This is a genomic window from Sulfitobacter sp. KMM 9851, from assembly GCF_057178245.1.
In genome coordinates this window covers 2,537,418-2,556,244 of record NZ_CM169991.1, presented here as the reverse complement: position 1 = coordinate 2,556,244, position 18,827 = coordinate 2,537,418, and the positions used below count along the sequence as shown (strand labels likewise).

Genomic DNA, 18,827 nt, shown 5'->3' with positions numbered 1-18,827 from the left:
TTGTGAAACTCTGGCGCGGTTGCGTCAAGTATTTATGACGCGCTGATACCGGATATGTCGCAAAGGTGAAACAACGCATACTAATGCTTGCCCGCCGGGCGCCCCCTTGAAGCTGCGTATAAACCTGCGCAAACTGCGCAGAACCCTACCGGAGCTTCCCCCATGAAAATCGCTACCGCTGCCTATCCCCTCGATATTCTGTCCTCGTGGGCGCAGTATGAAGACAAGTTGGCGGAATGGGTCGGCACGGCGGCGGGCGAGGGCGCGGAACTGCTGGTCTTTCCCGAATACGGCGCGATGGAGCTGGCGACGCTAGACGGGTTGGACGTGGCCGGTGATCTGGAGAAATCACTCTTTTCCGTTTCGGACAAACTGGCCGAGGCGGATGCGGTGCACCTGCGGTTGGCGGCAGCACACGGGGTGCATATCGTCGCGGCCTCTGGTCCTGCGGCGACGCAAACCCGCCCGGTGAATCGTCCCGTTTGATCACACCAACGGGGCAGGTCGGCGTACAGGACAAACAGATCATGACGCGTTTTGAGCGCGAGGAATGGGATGTGATCGGCGGCAATGCCTTGCAGGTGTTTGACACGGCGCTGGGCAAGATCGGGATTCTAATCTGCTATGACAGTGAGTTTCCCCTGCTGGGCCGCGCCCTGTCTGACTGTGATATCATCGCGGTGCCAAGTGTGACCGAAACCCTGGGCGGATATTGGCGTGTGCGCATCGGATCGATGGCGCGGGCGCTGGAAAATCAATGCATTACGGCAATGTCCTCGGTCGTGGGGGATGCCGCGTGGTCCTATGCTTTGGGCCAATCCTTTGGCGCGGGCGGGGTGTTTGGCCCGCCAGATAAGGGGTTTCCGCCTACCGGCGTGCTCAACGTGGCCGAGGTGAACACCCCCGGCTGGACCTATGCCGAAGTCGATCTGGCGCAGGTCGCACATGTGCGCCGCGACGGCATTGTGCTCAACCGAAGCCACTGGAATGATCAGGCTGGGCGTGACGGTATGGCGATAAACGTCGCCTTGCGCTGAATCCCCCTTGAAAATCGGGTAAAATGCGCCCATTTAAGCCTGCGCCCTCAGATTGAGGGTATTTTGATCAAGGAGAGACCATGGCCAAGGAAGATACGCTCGAATTTCCCGGTGTCGTGAAGGAACTTCTGCCTAACGCGACGTTTCGGGTCGAGCTGGAAAACGGCCATGAGATTATCGCGCATACGGCAGGCAAGATGCGTAAGAATCGCATTCGTGTTCTGGCAGGCGACAAGGTACAGGTGGAAATGACACCTTACGATCTGACCAAGGGTCGGATTAACTACCGTTTCAAGTAAGCGGCACGGCCTGAGGGCGGTGAACAGCGCAGGCAGGGCCACGCCCGGCCCTTGCTGGGCCGCTGGCCTGTAGATTATGGGGCCAGTGGCAAATGCAATTTATTCTCGGATCTGGATCGCCACGTAGGCTGGAACTGCTGGCGCAGATCGGCGTCGTACCGGATGCAATCCGCGCCCCAGACATAGATGAAACCCCGTTGAAGGCCGAATTACCGCGCCCTTATTGCGCGCGCATGGCGCGCGAGAAAGTGGCAGCGGTATCGGCGGGGGTGGACGATATCGTGCTATGCGCCGATACCACCGTGGCCCTAGGCCGACGCATTCTGGGCAAGCCAGATAATGCCAAGGAGGCGGAGGCGTTTTTGCGCCTGATGTCGGGCCGACGCCACAAGGTAATCACGGCCGTCGCCGTCAAGCGTGGCGACAAGATTTGGCAGCGCGACGTGCAAAGCACGGTCAAGATGAAGTCCCTGTCTGACGAAGAACTGCGCGCCTATCTGGCCACTGACGATTGGCGCGGCAAAGCGGGCGGCTATGGCATCCAAGGTCCAGCAGGCATGTTGATTCCCTGGATCAGTGGATCATTCACCGGTATTGTCGGCCTGCCATTGGCCGAAGCTGCAAACCTGCTGCGCGCAGCAGGATACCCCCTGAACGGAGGCACCGCATGAAGGGCCGAACAATTATTCTGGATCACCTCGGCGCCGTTGAGGCCGCCGCCCTTATGGTGGATGGCAGGCTGGAAGACCTGCATCTGGACAGCGACGCGCCCCGTGTGGGCACTGTTTACCGCGCCGTTGCCGACCGTCCCGTAAAGGGGCAGGGCGGGATGTTCCTGAAAACCCCCGATGGGTCGGCCTTTTTGCGCCAGATCAAGGGGTTGGCGCCGGGACAGACGATTCTTGTTCAGGTCAGCGGTTACGCCGAACCCGGCAAGGCGATCCCCGTCACGCAAAAGCTGTTGTTCAAGTCGCGCTACGCGATCGCAACACCTGATGCGCCGGGGCTGAATATTTCGCGCAGCATCAAGGACGAAGCCGAGCGTGATCGCCTGCTGGAGATTGCCCATGATGCCGGTGCAGGTGACGGGCAGGGGGTGATCTTGCGGTCGTCCTGCGCCGGGGCCGACGCAGAGGACATTGCCGAAGACATCGCCGCGATGCTGACCTTGGCCGACACGGTTGCCGGCGATGCGGGGCACGAAATGGAAACCCTCTCCGAAGGCGACGGGCCGCATCTGCTGGCCTGGCGCGATTGGGCGGCCCCCGCGGAAGTGGTTACAGAGGCGGGTGGCTTTGCCGAACACGGCGTGCTGGAGGCGCTTGACGCGCTCGGCCAGTCTCATGTGCCGCTTGGGGGCAGTGCGTCGATGTACGTCGAGCCCACGCGCGCCTTGGTCGCTGTTGATGTGAACACGGGCAGTGATGCGTCGCTGGCGGCGGGCATCAAAGCCAATATGGCCTGCGCCCGCGCGCTGCCACGCGCCCTGCGCCTGCGCGGCCTTGGCGGCCAAATCACACTGGATCTGGCACCGATGCCCAAGAAAGACCGCCGCAGTTTCGAAAGCGCACTGCGCGCTGCGTTCCGGGGCGACGACGTAGAGACGACTTTGGTCGGTTGGACGCCACTGGGCCATTACGAATTGCAACGCAAACGCGCACGCCCCGTCTTGGCCGAGGTGATCGCGGAGCGCGACGCATGAAATGCCCGATTTGCAGGAAGGCCGACGTAACAGCCGACCACCGCCCGTTCTGTTCGCGCCGCTGTGCCGATGTCGATCTGGCACGCTGGTTCAACGGCAGCTACGCCGTACCGTCGCAGGAACCTGACGACATCGAAGCCGCTATCGAAGCTGCCGAAGCCGCACTGGATGCAGATCCAAAGCCCCACTAGAGCAACTTTTTTCGTCCTTGATGCAAGGAAGGCAAATTGGTTGCGAAAATGGGCTGGACACCCCGCGCCCAACGCCCTAGAACCCGCTCACCCGACCCCTTAGGGGGCCTCCCGTGCCCGGGTAGCTCAGGGGTAGAGCAGTGGATTGAAAATCCTCGTGTCGGTGGTTCGATTCCGCCCCCGGGCACCACTTCTTCGGTTAACACCTTGGTAACACTCCAGCTTTTATCTCGAGCTAGGAGCCGTAGACCATGTCGGAGACCATTTCACCCACGTTCACCTTCGTAAAAGACGGTGTATTCTACTTCAGTCGTCGCATCCCAAAAGAGCTGCTTCGGCATTATTCGTCACCTCGGATCGCCTATTCGCTTCGGACACGATCGGCAAAGATCGCTGATGCGCGAGCCAGAAAGGCAGCAGATCAACTCGATAACTACTGGTTTCACCTTAGGTCTCAGGACGCGGACATGCCGGGAAAGCATATGTTGCGGCTGGGAACTGCGGCGATCGCTGGGTCTCCTCCAATGCCACACGCCAGTGTCTCTTCATTTGTGCTGTTGTCAGAGGCCGTGGAGATTTACCTTCAGCAGAAGGGCAAGGGGCGTCCGGTCACCTTCCACCGGGCAGCTGAGAGAGCGTGTGGTTACGTCATTGATGCCTGTGGCGACAAGCACCTCGACATCTACACCAAGGCTGATGCGAACGCGTTCCGGGACGCACTGATTGCGCGTGGACTGGCAGGGAGCAGCCTGACAAGGGTCTTTGGCACCGTGCGAGCGGTTACGAATTTCGCCGCCAGCGAACAGGGATTGACGCTGAACAACCCATTTGCCGGGGTCTACTATGACCGATCAGCAGGTGTTTCAGATCGCAACCCAATCCCTTCAGATACACTGGAGGTTGTGCAGGTCAAATGCCGGGAGATTGACGATGATTTGCGCTGGCTCGTTGCCTTGGTTTCAGACCCAGGCTTGCGACTTGCTGAAGCTGCAGGTCTAAGCAAGGACGACATTGTCAGCGAAGACGACGGGTCGCTTACCGTCCGGGTCCGTGAACACCCTTGGCGTCGTCTGAAGACGAGGGGTAGTGAACGAGAAGTTCCTCTTGAGGGTGAGGCCCGGTGGGCAGCAGAACGCATCCTCCAACAAAATGGGTCCTCTCAGTTTGCCTTCCCAAGGTACAACAAATCCGTCAACACAAACGCCAACGCCGCAAGCGCAGCACTGAATAAATGGATGAAGGAATACGTGCCAGAGGGTTGCACCATGCACAGCTTCCGCCACTCGATGCGGGACCGCCTCAGGGCCATCGAGTGTCCTGCCGATGTTGTCGATCAGATCGGCGGCTGGCAAACGGAAGGTGTAGGCCACGGATACGGGTCTGGATACCCTTTAAGCGTTCTCCGGAAGTGGATGAAGGAGGCAACGTGAGCCGACATGGTCTACGGCTCCTAGCTCGAGATAAAAGCTGGAGTGTTACCAAGGTGTTAACCGAAGAAGTGGTGCCCGGGGGCGGAGGTTGTGTTCCTCCTACAGGCACTTCTTCAGCTGGCATCTCCAGCAAAACAAGGGTTAGCGTCGTGGACCACCCGGTGTCAACAGGCACCAGATGGTCTACGGTTTGGTCTACGGTTTTTGTTTCGTGGCCTGTGGCATGCGCTTGCGGAGCATCTTCTTGCCCATCGCGAGTGCGAATGCATCTTGATCGATCTCTGGTTTCCCATTTACGAAGCGGATAATCCCGCAGTCTGCGCTGCCGGTCTTCCTCAGTTCGGGTAGGAACAGTTCAGCTAGCTCCCTGACGTCGCCTGCATCAGTGAGATGCCCACCCCAGATGTCTTCATGGGTAAGTTCGTATCCATTTGGCGCAGGACAGTAGCGCTCTTCGCCCATCATGAATAGACCATCCTCAGCGAGGGTCGGTGCAACAGTTCCCAAGACCCAAGACTTGAAGGGTTCGACAGCCTGCGCCTTGCTCACCAGAATAAGCATGTAGAGACCAGCTTCTGAGATGAGGTCCACTTCCTGCTGAGTGCCATTGTCATGCTCCAATACGTGAATGGTCCATTTCTTTGGGTGGAGAAGCCGGTGGCAGCTAGCGTCTTCAGGAAACCCGAGCAATTTCCAAAGTTGGTTGTCGAGTACGAACCACTCGTTTCCGTCTTCGTCCACAATGGTCTCAACGTGGATGGGCAGTGTGCAAAAGGTTTTGATGTCCATTGCGTTGGATGTGGTCATGGTAGTTCCTTTCCAGTTGTCGGAGAGCGTCACTGAGGGCGCATGGGTATGCTCGCGCAGGTCTTGAGTTCGCCCACAGAGGAGCGTTGTTGTGACGCGTTACAGGCAGGCTGTGGTGATGCGGCAAGATCAGACCAGCGAGGTGGTCGTTCCTTTGAGCAATGGTGGCACTTATTCCCCTGAGACCCGCCCCGGCACTTACCAGGAAGGGGGAAAACGCAAACGCCGCGCATATAGATAAGGCGCTGAGATATGCGCCCCCAAAACATCCTGAGGCACTGCAAGCCCGTCGCTTTAGTTAACTGCATGATGCCGGTGAAGGGAGCATCGGTTTGGGTCGACCTCGAGATGCTTGAGGTCTTTATGCTGCTATGTTCACCAGACCCTCGATGACCTCACCAGTGGGCGGGTCTGGAACTTCGCCTCGGACAACTTGAACGACACCTGCGTCCCATGGTGACATGCGGCAGTATCGATCAGCTGCTTGGGAGATCGTGCAGTGACCACGACAACCCCGATAGAACAGGTGCTTTTTGTCAGGGCTTGGATGAAGCAGCTTCGGCATGGTCAGTATCTTCCTGATCTTTGGTGATTGTCCTGTTCTGGCCAGCTGGACGACCTCCTGAAGGTATCCCAGGCGGTCGAACGGGGGCATGGAGTAGAGAGACTCCGCCATTCTCATGGCAAGTTCGAAGACCTCGTGTTGCTCCCTTCGGACCGTGCCATAGTTGGCAGCATTTACAGGCAGCGCCTTCCTGCGCTCTCGTTGTGAAAGGGCTTTGCAGCAACTTGCTGAACAGGACGTCTTGTTGGACCGGAAGGGGAAGGCCGTGCCACAGTTGCGGCATGTGCGTGAGGTGGGGCTGATAGACATAGATCGCTTTCTTTGAGGGTGACCCCTCAGCTGCGAACATCACGCTGGCCTCAGCTCGACTGAGCATGAGCTATGGAAAGACCCAGACCCCGTCCAAGCGGGGAACATGCAGGTCTTCTTGCTGAAGGGGGATGAGTGACGAAAAGCGTCGTCAGTACCTATAGGGGAAACTACAGGGACACTTGAGTTAGGCCCAAGGACCTAGGTGAAGACCCATGATCACAGAAGCAACTACACGTCGATAATGACAGCAGCCTTTCCATGCAGAGTAAAACCATGGGGTACTCAGGAAACGAGAAATTTGATCACTCTCGCAGACCCTGAGGGACAGGATTGTGGAGACCCATTGATGCTCTCCTCCACGACGACACTCATGATCATCGGATCATCAAGTTTGGTCGAGAAGGAGTCGCTTCTAGGACGATACACCGCGATGAGGAGGTAATAGACCTCGCGACACATAATGATGGGTCTTGTAATGGTGGCACTTAGTTAGGCTAGGTCGCCGCGCACATACTCTCTCCAACCAAAAACCACATTCGCGGGAGAGTAAGGGGTGAGGGGTAGGCATTGGTAGCTGAACTTCCCATAGCCACTATAGATTTAAGCTATAGAGGTCCTAGGTCTCCTAATGATTGACCAGTGCTGGACACCTCTTCGACAACGCCCAAGGTCTCTTCCCATATACTCATTCAAATTCGCTTTTTGGAGATTGCGACAGTTTGCTGTTCAGGTACGCTGCCACCACCGACCCAATTGCTATTTCTGAAAGATATCTTGAAATCTTCTTCTCACCAATTCGTTCAGAATCCGGTTGAGGGTAAATAATTGAGTATACATATTCTTGAAGGTTTTTCTGATCAAGCTCAGCCCACTGCTTGCTTTCCAGTTCAGACTTCACGAGGTCCCCCAAATTGTCGATAAATTTAAAAGGGTGTAGTCCAGTGCCTGTATGGTTCCAGGTGGATTGCATACTTTTTAGGTCTAGTGCACCGAGCGAAAGCTCTAGCTTTTTAAGTGTTTCCTCAATGAGAAACCGTAGCTCTTTGGAGGAGCGACAGGCAGCGTGAGAAACAGTACTTTGAAAGATCCTCTTGCTTTGGATGCGCTTGGAATCTCCATAATAGAATACAATTTCCCAATTTTCAGAGCCGCCAGCATTCGAGAGTTCGAACCGCGTTCCGCTCTTAAAGATAAGCTCAGGAATACTGAAACGGAACCGCCTTGCAATCGGATAGGTTCGCCCGCTGCTATCTGGTTTCGTAATAATGCCCGAATGACAAGGCAGTATAGCATTTGCATCAATGGTTGAAGTTGGGCGCAAGTCTTCCTTTCGAGTGCCCTTCATGGCTTCTGCGATGAGATAGGTGAAAGCTGGTGGAATCGCATTCCCAACCATCTTAAGCTTCTGCGCGTGGCTGCGGCCCAAAAACTGAAAATTAACTGGAAAACTCTGTAAAGAAGCTCTTTCTCGGACGGACAATCTTCGGAACTTTGCACTTTTTCCATCCCTAATCACCAGGCTTTCTCTAGAGACTCTGGTGCATGTCGCAGTCACGGTTCTACTTGATTTATCGAAGGGGTCCGGGAATGGCATGCCATTATAGACAGGATGAGCGACTTTCATGTCTCTGTTGAACCTCTCTTCCTCCCAATTAAGAGGTTCCTCAGGCTCATTGTCACTAATTTCAAAAGGAGCTGGCGTTGCAAAAATAGGGTCTTGACCAGCATCCAATAAATTAACGACGTCACCCAATGTCGGACGACTAGTCACCTCGGAATATGATCGTAGAAGCTCAAAATCAAAGCTTCCGGCAATGCATCTTTTTCTCCTTTGAGGAACTCCAAACTGAGAAATATCAAAAACTTCAATGCAGGCATTCTCAAAAAGGTCTGCGTACTGGTGTAGCGTTCCTCCTGTAGCAAGCTCCTGTTCGAGGACGTTTTTCACACGCGGGACGTTTTCGAACGCCCATGCCTTAGGTCGAACATGTCTTATTACTTTTAGAAATTTCTCTAGGTCTACCAGCCCATCCGAAACATCGCCAGACCCACCGCGGTTCGAGTAAGAGAACTGAGTGCAAGGAGGGCTCCCTACCACGATATCAATGTTTTTCGGGAGCGATCGTAAGTCGAGCTTCCTAATATCTCCAACTACTACATCGGACGAGCTGTTCGCGTGGTGGGTATCCGCGGCTGCTTGCCACCACTCATAGGATTTCGTTATCTCGAACCCAGCTAGTTTGAAGCCCATGGCCCAACCACCTACTCCCGCGTAAAGATCGATAACCCGCACAGCTCGTCCACTTCCAAATCGTCACTGCCTCGATAGCAGGTCTAAACAACGAGATCCAGCGAATACTGAATGCATCAGACGAAAGTAGCTATGCCTGCACCAATCATGGCCTGCAAGCTCATGCGGCCGAAGCTGTAATCCTTAATCTGCAAGGATTGCTTCAAGCTGATCTAGCATGCTCATCGCCAGAGCCTTTGTGCAGGGGGATAGATCATCATGACTAAGAATGCCGCGAGTTTTGCTCCTAAGCTTCCTGAACTCATGAATTAGGCTTTCCGAGGCTTGGCCGGAAAGTTAAGGCCCGGGTCTCGGTAGGTTGTTTGTCCTAGGAGCTATGCCTAGGAACTTCCGCCCTTTGCTTATTTCTCCGATCCTGCCTCCGTTAACGCCAAACCAAGCGGCTATATCATGTTGCCTGTCGCCTCGCAAAAGCATGCCCTTTACAATCGACGCTTCGAGTTCGGTGAGCTTCTTCCCACTATTTTCCGCGCGTTTCAAATGATCAATCCCGTCCAGTGCTCCCCCATTCTCTTTAAATTATGGTCTTAATCGCGTCCTTACAACGTCAATTGAATGGTTGTGTGAGGTACCTGTCATACGCCAAGGTCGAACAGCGCACGCTTCCGAAGGCCCGGCTGGATTTTCTGATGGACGCCGCGCCTGTGGACAGTATGGTTGCTCAGATGAGCACTCAATTAACGGTATTTTATGGAGACGTTTCAATTTTCGCATCTGGGTGGCGATCAGGCTTTGCCGCAACTAGAGGCCGGTGAAATCCGTCGTGCGTTGAGGGCCTGCCAGGTTCCAGTCAATCGGGGCTACGGTCCGACACTTCGAAACGAAGTTCTAACGGAGCTAAAAAAGCACGGCTGGACGGGAACTGTCAAAGTAGCACACGGGTCAAAAATAACTATTGCCTCTCAAAAGAATAGAGTTGGACTCTGCATTCAAACGTCTGGCAATATGTCTCGCATGTATGCCGATCTGATAAAGCTCCAACAAATGTATCTAAATGATCTTATTCGGGTCGGCGTATTTATCCTCCCTACTGCCCCCGCAGCAAGAGAACTAGGTGACAATCTAGCTAACTCTGACAGGCTTGAGAGCGAGCTAACGATATTTCGTAAAGTAATTCACATGCCGTTAACCGTGATTTCATTTCAGTAATTGAGGTAATTAAATGAATCAGCAACATGGGAAATCTACTCCTGACAATCGCTTTGGAATGCCTCTGCCCGCGCGGAGAAAGGCTTTTGCTGAGTTGGTCGACGAGGCGAAGGAAAAAGGCGGTGCCCTCCATCGGATAGAGAACTTTCAAGGCCAAGTTGCAAGTTTTCCAATTATCAGGGTTGCGATCGACCTACCGAAGTATCGAATAGCGAACGGGCGCACTTCTTCAATTCAAGAAGAATGGGTGACTTTACATAACAAGGCCGAAGATTTTTTTTCTGCTGGTGATCCGGAGCTTTATACTCTTCAGGAGGCTCAACATGAAATTCTGGGTAATATGATCAGTGAAGAAGGGTTGTTAGAAAAGTTCAAAGACCCAAAAAACAGACAAGTTGAACCTCTCTTACTTGACGAAAATGGCTTTGTGATAAACGGCAACCGTAGATTGTGCTGTTGGCGCGCACTCTATCGTGAAGACGCACCGAAATATTCTCATTTTAGCCATGTCGACGTAGTTGTTTTGGGCAAATGTGACGACAGAGAGCTTGACTCACTAGAATCACGGCTGCAAATCGAAAGAGATATCAGGAGTGACTACTCATGGCACGCTGAAGCCAAAATGTTCGAACAGAAGCGGAAACTATTTGGTTACAGCACTCAAGATCTCGCTAAGCAGTATGGGAAAAAGCCTAAAGATATCGAGGAGCTTTTCGAAATTCGAAGCTTAGGAGCAGAGTACTTAGAAAGTAGAAACAAGAAGAATATATGGTCCGAACTAAAAGAGACCGAACATACCTTTAGACGTCTTAACAAGGCTATGAAGGGGCAAGACAGTGTGGCTGACCGGGAGGTGCTAAAGGAGCTGGCATTCCACTATATTGATGATCCCGACGCGGCAGGCGAAAGGTTGTATCTGTTCATACCCAAGTTAGGCCAGCATCTCGGTCCGGTAAAAGAGCGACTTAAAAAGGCGTTCCCTCAGAATTTGGAGGCATCTGTCGACGATGATGCAGTTAGTGCATTCGGAGGATCATCCGCACTCGACGGCGGCGCAGGCGACATGAAACTTGTCGCTGAAATTAACAACACTAAGGGAAACCTGACGAAGGCTCAGGACATCATTGCAGCAACCTTGGAAAGCGAGAAGTCAAAACTGAGTGACGCTTTGAGATCAAATTACTTGTTGGAGAATTTACAGAAGTCTCAAACTTTCCTTACAGAAGCCATAAACCTTGGCTTGAACCCAGAAGCAATCATCGAAGGAGCAAGTGCTCAGCTTGATGAGTTAGAAGCATCGTTGCATAAAATTAGAGACTTCATTAGTTCCCGGACCAATTAAATTGCTCTCATTTGATTATCAACACGACGGCAAATTAGCTGTCTTGAGCTGGAGCCCTTGTGACGAAAACCAAAAATGGTTGAAATTATTGTGCGGAGTTTGCTTAGATGCGTCGGAAGCCGCACAGAGAGAAGGGAATTACACTGTTTCGTTGCCTTGGTGGGCATTCTTGGCCATTCGCCCAGAAGTTCTTAATGTAATTTCTGCTTTCCAGCTTCGATCGGGACAGCATTTTACAATTTCAACAATCGCCAATGATATGTTGAACGATGCTAGGACACGACAGGAGAGTTTCCTATCAGAGGACCTACCACTCATTAATAGCTCAGATTTAAAGCAGCGACTAAAATCGGTTGGCTTTGAACGTGAGTTAACAGTTCAGCAGGTTCGAAATGTTTCGAAATTAGTCGCTAGACGGAGTGGAGCCACCTTTTCCGTCCCGGGAGCAGGAAAGACTACTGAAGCGCTTGCCTTCTTTGCTCTTTGTGCTGCTGAAGGTGATAATCTGTTGGTAGTAGCTCCCAAAAATGCTTTCTCAGCGTGGGATGAACAAATTAAGGAATGTCTTCCAGCATTGGACGTCCAATTTGAAAGGTTGCGTAAGACAGACAGAATCCCAGCCCAGCTTCGAGATCGGCCGAAACTGATGATCATTGGATATCAACAGCTCGTTCGGGTAAGTGACCACATCTCGAGTTTCCTGTTTGAAAACGACGTACATGTTTTTCTTGACGAAAGCCATCGCGTCAAAAATCAGAATAGTTTAGCCACCCAATCCATTCTGAAATTTTCACACCTTCCAAAAAGCAAGCTCATTATGAGTGGGACTCCGATGCCGCAGTCCGTTGAAGACCTGATTCCACAATTCAATTTCCTATATCCTGAAGTCAGAGCTAGCGTGGATTCTGTCGTCGACCTTATTCAGAGGGTATATGTACGGACAAATAAAGCCGAACTGAAGCTTCCTAAAGTATTAAGAAGCCTTAAGAAGCTAGAGATGGACCCAGCTCAGGAGAGACTTTACCGCCTCCTTCGAAGTGAAATCGCTAGAGAGGCAGAAGGCGCACTATCTGAAAATACAAAGTTTGCGCTAAGGAGGTTCGGTAGGTCAGTCACCAGTTTACTTCAGTTTGTCTCAAATCCAGCGTTGCTGGCAAACCGACAGGAGTTTAAATTTGCTGATGAGCTTTCTGATGCTCTTGCTGAAGGCGATGGTCCAAAAATTCGTTACGTCATTAATCGGACGCGAGAACTGACAAAGGATGGGCATAAAGTGCTTGTATGGACTTCGTTTGTTAAGAACGTCGAATATCTGGCGGAGTGTTTCCGTGATTTAGGAGCAGTTTACATCCATGGTGGAGTTGACGCTGGTAGTGACGAAGACGAGGATACCAGGGAAGGGAAAATCAAGAAGTTTCACGACGACCCCAAAGTTCAGGTCATGATCGCCAACCCTGCAGCGGCTAGCGAGGGCATTAGCTTACATCGAGTTTGCCATCACGCGATCTACTTGGACAGGAACTTTAATGCGGCACAGTACCTTCAATCGGAGGATCGGATTCACAGGCTTGGTTTGCCGAATGACCAACTGACCCATCTTGAAGTCATTGAGTGCGTTGGCACCATCGATGAGACGGTTAGAACCCGCCTTGGAGTCAAAGTTGATGCAATGGCCCGGGTTTTAAATGACAGCCATTTGAACATCTCTCCTCTGCAAGTTTCTGAAGACGCGGAATTTGATACAGCAGCCCTCGACTTAGGAGATATTCAAGCACTTGCCGCGACGTTTGGTCAGCCGTAATGGCAATTTTTCTTACACCCAGCGCCGCTTATGGATGTATTAATTTGCTTTCTATTGTTGAGCGACAAAAGATAGAAAGCCAACAGCTTGCCTCACTCAACTTTGGGCCCATTTCGACGCGAACAATTGTAGGTCACGCGAAATCTCTTGATTGGGTGTGTGTTAATTCTGCGGGATGTTACATCGTAACTGAGCGCGGGAGAGCGTGCCTTCAATTATCTCAGCCAAGGAGCCAGCTGCGCTTTCTCTTGAAAGAATACTTCTTAAGACGTAGAGACCCCTGGTTGCAGCTAGCTAAAAGAGGACGGATGCAAGTTCTGCTGCAATCACCTCCTGAAATCTTGCAACTCTTTCATGAAGCTGGTCTGGCTGATGATTTCGACCAAGAAACCATAGACTTTTGGGATGAATTGGCTGCGTTGACGCGCAATGAAGGAGATAAGAAGAAACTCGAAACCGGTCGGGTTGGTGAAAGAATGTCGATGCGTTTTGAAATGGATAGAACAGGGTTTAGGCCAAAGTGGATGGCGCTAGAGAGCAATCATTATGGCTATGATGTTCTCACCCGGGTTTCAAGATCGAATGAAACGCCGCTTAAGATAGAAACAAAGTGCTCGACTGCATCAGTTTCTAGTGCGAAATTTCACTTAACTAATTTTGAATGGCAGACGGCGAAACGTTCTAATAACTACAATTTTCATATTTGGTCGATATCGGAAAGAACCACTTTTCTTGCAGTTTTGTCTGTTGGAGAGGTTGCACCTCACATTCCCATAAATCAGAACGGAGGACTGTGGGAATCGGTAGAGGTTCCGTTCCGCCTATTTGATTTTGTCTCCATCCCCCCCCTTAAAAATCTTTAACTTTAGTTATGTGGTTCGGGCATTGCATCGAAGCTTTACCGAGCCCAAACATTGAGGTTACATCAGTTCGACTTCCTGTTTAGCGTCATCCTATTACTCATCGCCCCATTTAATTCTGAAGTTATTCCAAGTTTCTGCATTCGGCTATGCCCTAACGTGCTGTGACTTCAACAGCTTTGCAGTTATTCACTCTGTACCGTCGGTTCGCCTCCACCGCAGCGTCCGTATATGGGAAGAGACCTTGGGCGTTGTCGAAGAGGTGTCCAGCACTGGTCAATCATTAGGAGACCTAGGACCTCTATAGCTTAAATCTATAGTGGCTATGGGAAGTTCAGCTACCAATGCCTACCCCTCACCCCTTACTCTCCCGCGAATGTGGTTTTTGGTTGGAGAGAGTATGTGCGCGGCGACCTAGCCTAACTAAGTGCCACCATTACAAGACCCATCATTATGTGTCGCGAGGTCTATTACCTCCTCATCGCGGTGTATCGTCCTAGAAGCGACTCCTTCTCGACCAAACTTGATGATCCGATGATCATGAGTGTCGTCGTGGAGGAGAGCATCAATGGGTCTCCACAATCCTGTCCCTCAGGGTCTGCGAGAGTGATCAAATTTCTCGTTTCCTGAGTACCCCATGGTTTTACTCTGCATGGAAAGGCTGCTGTCATTATCGACGTGTAGTTGCTTCTGTGATCATGGGTCTTCACCTAGGTCCTTGGGCCTAACTCAAGTGTCCCTGTAGTTTCCCCTATAGGTACTGACGACGCTTTTCGTCACTCATCCCCCTTCAGCAAGAAGACCTGCATGTTCCCCGCTTGGACGGGGTCTGGGTCTTTCCATAGCTCATGCTCAGTCGAGCTGAGGCCAGCGTGATGTTCGCAGCTGAGGGGTCACCCTCAAAGAAAGCGATCTATGTCTATCAGCCCCACCTCACGCACATGCCGCAACTGTGGCACGGCCTTCCCCTTCCGGTCCAACAAGACGTCCTGTTCAGCAAGTTGCTGCAAAGCCCTTTCACAACGAGAGCGCAGGAAGGCGCTGCCTGTAAATGCTGCCAACTATGGCACGGTCCGAAGGGAGCAACACGAGGTCTTCGAACTTGCCATGAGAATGGCGGAGTCTCTCTACTCCATGCCCCCGTTCGACCGCCTGGGATACCTTCAGGAGGTCGTCCAGCTGGCCAGAACAGGACAATCACCAAAGATCAGGAAGATACTGACCATGCCGAAGCTGCTTCATCCAAGCCCTGACAAAAAGCACCTGTTCTATCGGGGTTGTCGTGGTCACTGCACGATCTCCCAAGCAGCTGATCGATACTGCCGCATGTCACCATGGGACGCAGGTGTCGTTCAAGTTGTCCGAGGCGAAGTTCCAGACCCGCCCACTGGTGAGGTCATCGAGGGTCTGGTGAACATAGCAGCATAAAGACCTCAAGCATCTCGAGGTCGACCCAAACCGATGCTCCCTTCACCGGCATCATGCAGTTAACTAAAGCGACGGGCTTGCAGTGCCTCAGGATGTTTTGGGGGCGCATATCTCAGCGCCTTATCTATATGCGCGGCGTTTGCGTTTTCCCCCTTCCTGGTAAGTGCCGGGGCGGGTCTCAGGGGAATAAGTGCCACCATTGCTCAAAGGAACGACCACCTCGCTGGTCTGATCTTGCCGCATCACCACAGCCTGCCTGTAACGCGTCACAACAACGCTCCTCTGTGGGCGAACTCAAGACCTGCGCGAGCATACCCATGCGCCCTCAGTGACGCTCTCCGACAACTGGAAAGGAACTACCATGACCACATCCAACGCAATGGACATCAAAACCTTTTGCACACTGCCCATCCACGTTGAGACCATTGTGGACGAAGACGGAAACGAGTGGTTCGTACTCGACAACCAACTTTGGAAATTGCTCGGGTTTCCTGAAGACGCTAGCTGCCACCGGCTTCTCCACCCAAAGAAATGGACCATTCACGTATTGGAGCATGACAATGGCACTCAGCAGGAAGTGGACCTCATCTCAGAAGCTGGTCTCTACATGCTTATTCTGGTGAGCAAGGCGCAGGCTGTCGAACCCTTCAAGTCTTGGGTCTTGGGAACTGTTGCACCGACCCTCGCTGAGGATGGTCTATTCATGATGGGCGAAGAGCGCTACTGTCCTGCGCCAAATGGATACGAACTTACCCATGAAGACATCTGGGGTGGGCATCTCACTGATGCAGGCGACGTCAGGGAGCTAGCTGAACTGTTCCTACCCGAACTGAGGAAGACCGGCAGCGCAGACTGCGGGATTATCCGCTTCGTAAATGGGAAACCAGAGATCGATCAAGATGCATTCGCACTCGCGATGGGCAAGAAGATGCTCCGCAAGCGCATGCCACAGGCCACGAAACAAAAACCGTAGACCAAACCGTAGACCATCTGGTGCCTGTTGACACCGGGTGGTCCACGACGCTAACCCTTGTTTTGCTGGAGATGCCAGCTGAAGAAGTGCCTGTAGGAGGAACACAACCTCCGCCCCCGGGCACCACTTATAAAGTCATTATCTCATAAAATCAGGATGTTGGCGGCATCAGTGTCATTCTGGCCCCATCGGTACCCCCATCGTTCGAATGCGATGTTAAAGGTCTACTCAGAACATGTTGCCTTGGTGCAAGACGGCGAGTTTGCAGTGAAAATACCGCAACGGCGCGCGGACAGCCCAGTCGCCTGCTTTGAAGCTGCGACCGGGATCGGCGTAGTCACAGCATTGATAGCGTCGCTGGGTCAGGCCAAAATGTGCGCCAACAATGCGGGATCGTTTGAAACGCGTCGGATCGTTGACAGCGGCTTTGATGGTGAGTGAGGCAATCGGACCAACCCCTGGAACCGTCATCATCCGCATGGGCCGTCCGACTCTATCGACACCAAGGGCGGGAATCGGACGTTCGCTGCGCCAGCGAACTATAATGGTCCAGCCGAAGAAAGCGCACACTCTGGACTGCGCCTCTAAATTTTCTGGGTGCAGCCGCCGCGAAGGTCCGCTTCGAGACCGTAGTGATGGATGCTGTCAATTGATCGAACGGCTTCATATTCCAGATTGATGATCTAACGAGTTCGCGCCGCAATGCTGCGCCATGTTTTCACCACAAAAACAAGTATATTACACCGCATAACAAGCGAGATCACACGCGGGACTTAAGTATATTATGAGGTTCACAGCACGATGACTGGGTTTTTTACATATTCATACGACCCAGTGCTGATCGGGATCGCTGGTCTTTGGGGGCTTGCCTTCCTTGTCATGACGTGGATCTGGCGGAGCCATGATTTTGAAGGCAAAAAGTACTTCATTGCCTCTTTTTGCGCCATTTTATGGTGGGTTTTTTCACTCGGGATGGAACTTGCCTCGACGGGTTTTCAGCCCAAATTGGTCTGGGCGCTCTCTGCGTGGCTGGCAATCGCGGTTTTGCCGGTCACGTGGTGCCTGCATATCGAAGAGTTCGTGCGCGGCCGGGATTTGACCGAAACTCCCATGCTCCGTGGCCTCGTCATCGGCATACCAACGGTCATCTCGCTCTTAGCGCTGACCGACCCTTGGCATCACCTGATGTTCACCGAAGCCACCTACCTCTCTGAGGACGGCACTCGCGTACATTACGTCCATGGAATTATGTTTTTCGCATCGGCGCTAATGCTGTATGGCTTTGTCATCCGCGCGGTCTGGCTGCTCGTGCGCGGCATCCTGGGCACAAGCGGCAGTGCGAGTGTGCTGCTGATGACCTTGGTCGTGGTTACCTGCGCCCCGCTGACAGCCAACGGTCTTTACGTTTTTGCGGGGGTCACTGTTTTCGGCATTGATCCGACGTCGATGATGTTCTCGCTGGGGCTAATTGCTTACAGTTGGATGTTGGTCACTAACCGTGTCCTGGATACCAAAGCGCTGGGGCGCGACGCGTTGTTCGACGTCTCCCGCGATCCTGTTTTGGTCATCGACAAGGATCACAAACCGATCTCCTGGAACGCCGCCGCGGCGGCCCAATTGTTCAACGACGACACGCCAGAGACGCCCCCGATTGCGCGCCTGCAGAGCGACGCATTGGCATTTATCAACGATGTCCAGCCCTTGTGTGGGGCGGTATTTGGTCAGCAATTTAGTGTGGGTGATCGTGTTTATGAGCCGCGCGCCGTCCATATCGCTTGTCCGATTGATCCTGCTGGCCGCAATATCGGCTGGAGCGTTACCTTTTTCGACGTCACCGAGAGGGTGCACTTCGAGAAATCCCTTCAATCGGCTCTGACTGCGGCACATCAGGCTGCCGAGGCGAAAGATAACTTCCTTGCCGTCGTCAGCCATGAACTGCGCACGCCGATGACGTCGTTGAAGGGCGGGTTGGATATGGCAATGAGTGGTAAGCTCGGTGTGATGCCCGCGCCGGTCAGCAAGGCGTTGGTGATTGCTCAGCGCAATGCCAACCGCCTGTTACGGCTGATCAATGATGTTCTCGACGTGCAGAAGCTGGAACTGAACGAGTTCGAACTGCAAATCGAGGAAATCGACATCTCACAGATGTTGAGCAATGCGCTGGAAGAAAACAACCAGATGGCCGCCGCGCGGCGGGTCGAGCTGATCCGCCAAAACGATATGGACATCGTGCCAATCGTCGCCGGTGATCCGTTCCGTTTGCGTCAGGTAATTGACAATGTAATCTGCAACGCGATCAAGTTCACCCCTGAAGGCGGCGGCTCGATTGAAATCTCGCTCAGCATACACAACGGTCTGGCGCGCGTTTCGGTGCGGGACCACGGACGTGGTATTCCTGCGGACAGCGAGAAGATCGTTTTCGGCCGCTTTAGCCAGATCGACGGTAGCAGTACCCGTTCCGGCGAAGGAACGGGGCTTGGTATGTATATCTCTCAGCGGATTATACAGCAAATGGACGGTCGCTTGCATTATGAAAGCGTGGAGAAAGAAGGCTCGGTCTTTCACATCGAATTGCCTTGCTGCGTCGAGGACTGCTTGGATGATGCCAAATTCGGGTGAA

At 52.8% G+C, this 18,827-nt stretch carries 14 protein-coding genes, 1 tRNA gene and 1 pseudogene; 13 read left to right on the top strand and 3 right to left on the bottom strand.

Features of this window, described 5'->3' with window-relative positions; genetic code table 11:
• Positions 1 to 162: 162 nt before the first annotated feature.
• The 7 genes and pseudogenes from AC1965_RS12635 (at position 163) to AC1965_RS12605 (ending at position 4,659) form a co-directional block, all read left to right on the top strand.
• A pseudogene (locus tag AC1965_RS12635) lies at positions 163 to 1,037 on the top strand (carbon-nitrogen hydrolase family protein).
• Between the two features lie 80 nt (positions 1,038 to 1,117).
• The gene (infA, locus tag AC1965_RS12630; RefSeq protein ID WP_005978431.1) at positions 1,118 to 1,336 is read left to right on the top strand and encodes a translation initiation factor IF-1; all 219 of its coding nucleotides are present in this window, start codon (positions 1,118 to 1,120) and stop codon (positions 1,334 to 1,336) included.
• A 92-nt stretch (positions 1,337 to 1,428) separates the two neighbouring features.
• Entirely contained in the window at positions 1,429 to 2,007 is a 579-nt protein-coding gene (locus AC1965_RS12625) for a Maf family protein (protein ID WP_483884221.1), read from the top strand.
• Positions 2,004 to 3,038, top strand: a complete 1,035-nt coding sequence (locus AC1965_RS12620) for a ribonuclease E/G (protein ID WP_483884220.1) — start codon at positions 2,004 to 2,006, stop codon at positions 3,036 to 3,038. The genes AC1965_RS12625 and AC1965_RS12620 overlap by 4 nt, the downstream gene beginning before the upstream one ends.
• On the top strand, positions 3,035 to 3,229 hold the full coding sequence (locus AC1965_RS12615; protein WP_483884219.1) for a DNA gyrase inhibitor YacG: 195 nt from the start codon (positions 3,035 to 3,037) through the stop codon (positions 3,227 to 3,229). Before AC1965_RS12620 ends, AC1965_RS12615 begins: the two co-directional genes overlap by 4 nt.
• Positions 3,230 to 3,344: 115 nt before the next feature.
• Positions 3,345 to 3,419 (top strand) — tRNA-Phe (locus AC1965_RS12610).
• A 61-nt stretch (positions 3,420 to 3,480) separates the two neighbouring features.
• On the top strand, positions 3,481 to 4,659 hold the full coding sequence (locus AC1965_RS12605; protein ID WP_483884218.1) for a DUF6538 domain-containing protein: 1,179 nt from the start codon (positions 3,481 to 3,483) through the stop codon (positions 4,657 to 4,659).
• 195 nt (positions 4,660 to 4,854) lie between these two features.
• Here AC1965_RS12605 and AC1965_RS12600 read toward each other — a convergent pair whose 3' ends face one another.
• Positions 4,855 to 5,466 (bottom strand): BRO-N domain-containing protein, encoded by a 612-nt coding sequence (locus AC1965_RS12600; RefSeq protein ID WP_483884212.1) that lies wholly within the window; start codon positions 5,464 to 5,466, stop codon positions 4,855 to 4,857.
• 1,562 nt (positions 5,467 to 7,028) lie between these two features.
• On the bottom strand, positions 7,029 to 8,594 hold the full coding sequence (locus AC1965_RS12595; protein ID WP_483884217.1) for a DNA cytosine methyltransferase: 1,566 nt from the start codon (positions 8,592 to 8,594) through the stop codon (positions 7,029 to 7,031).
• Between the two features lie 750 nt (positions 8,595 to 9,344).
• Between AC1965_RS12595 and AC1965_RS12590 the strand changes: the two genes are divergently transcribed.
• The 5 genes from AC1965_RS12590 to AC1965_RS12570 all read left to right on the top strand — a co-directional run bounded on the left by AC1965_RS12590 (position 9,345) and on the right by AC1965_RS12570 (position 16,207).
• A complete protein-coding gene (locus tag AC1965_RS12590; protein WP_483884216.1) occupies positions 9,345 to 9,803 on the top strand; it encodes a BglII/BstYI family type II restriction endonuclease in 459 nt (152 codons plus the stop codon).
• Positions 9,804 to 9,816: 13 nt separating this feature from the next.
• Positions 9,817 to 11,145: a hypothetical protein gene (locus AC1965_RS12585; protein ID WP_483884215.1), complete on the top strand. Its 1,329-nt coding sequence runs from the start codon at positions 9,817 to 9,819 to the stop codon at positions 11,143 to 11,145.
• 1 nt (position 11,146) lies between these two features.
• Entirely contained in the window at positions 11,147 to 12,946 is a 1,800-nt protein-coding gene (locus tag AC1965_RS12580) for a DEAD/DEAH box helicase (RefSeq protein ID WP_483884214.1), read from the top strand.
• Entirely contained in the window at positions 12,946 to 13,809 is an 864-nt protein-coding gene (locus AC1965_RS12575) for a protein NO VEIN domain-containing protein (RefSeq protein ID WP_483884213.1), read from the top strand. Before AC1965_RS12580 ends, AC1965_RS12575 begins: the two co-directional genes overlap by 1 nt.
• 1,786 nt (positions 13,810 to 15,595) lie before the next feature.
• Positions 15,596 to 16,207 carry a BRO-N domain-containing protein gene (locus AC1965_RS12570; RefSeq protein ID WP_483884212.1) on the top strand — a complete coding sequence of 204 codons (612 nt, stop codon included), beginning with the start codon at positions 15,596 to 15,598 and terminating at the stop codon, positions 16,205 to 16,207.
• 228 nt (positions 16,208 to 16,435) lie between these two features.
• Here the strand turns inward: AC1965_RS12570 and AC1965_RS12565 are convergent, their stop codons facing one another.
• On the bottom strand, positions 16,436 to 16,681 hold the full coding sequence (locus tag AC1965_RS12565; RefSeq protein WP_483884211.1) for a transposase: 246 nt from the start codon (positions 16,679 to 16,681) through the stop codon (positions 16,436 to 16,438).
• Between the two features lie 327 nt (positions 16,682 to 17,008).
• Between AC1965_RS12565 and AC1965_RS12560 the strand changes: the two genes are divergently transcribed.
• A complete protein-coding gene (locus tag AC1965_RS12560; protein WP_483884210.1) occupies positions 17,009 to 18,826 on the top strand; it encodes a sensor histidine kinase in 1,818 nt (605 codons plus the stop codon).
• Position 18,827: the final 1 nt, after the last annotated feature.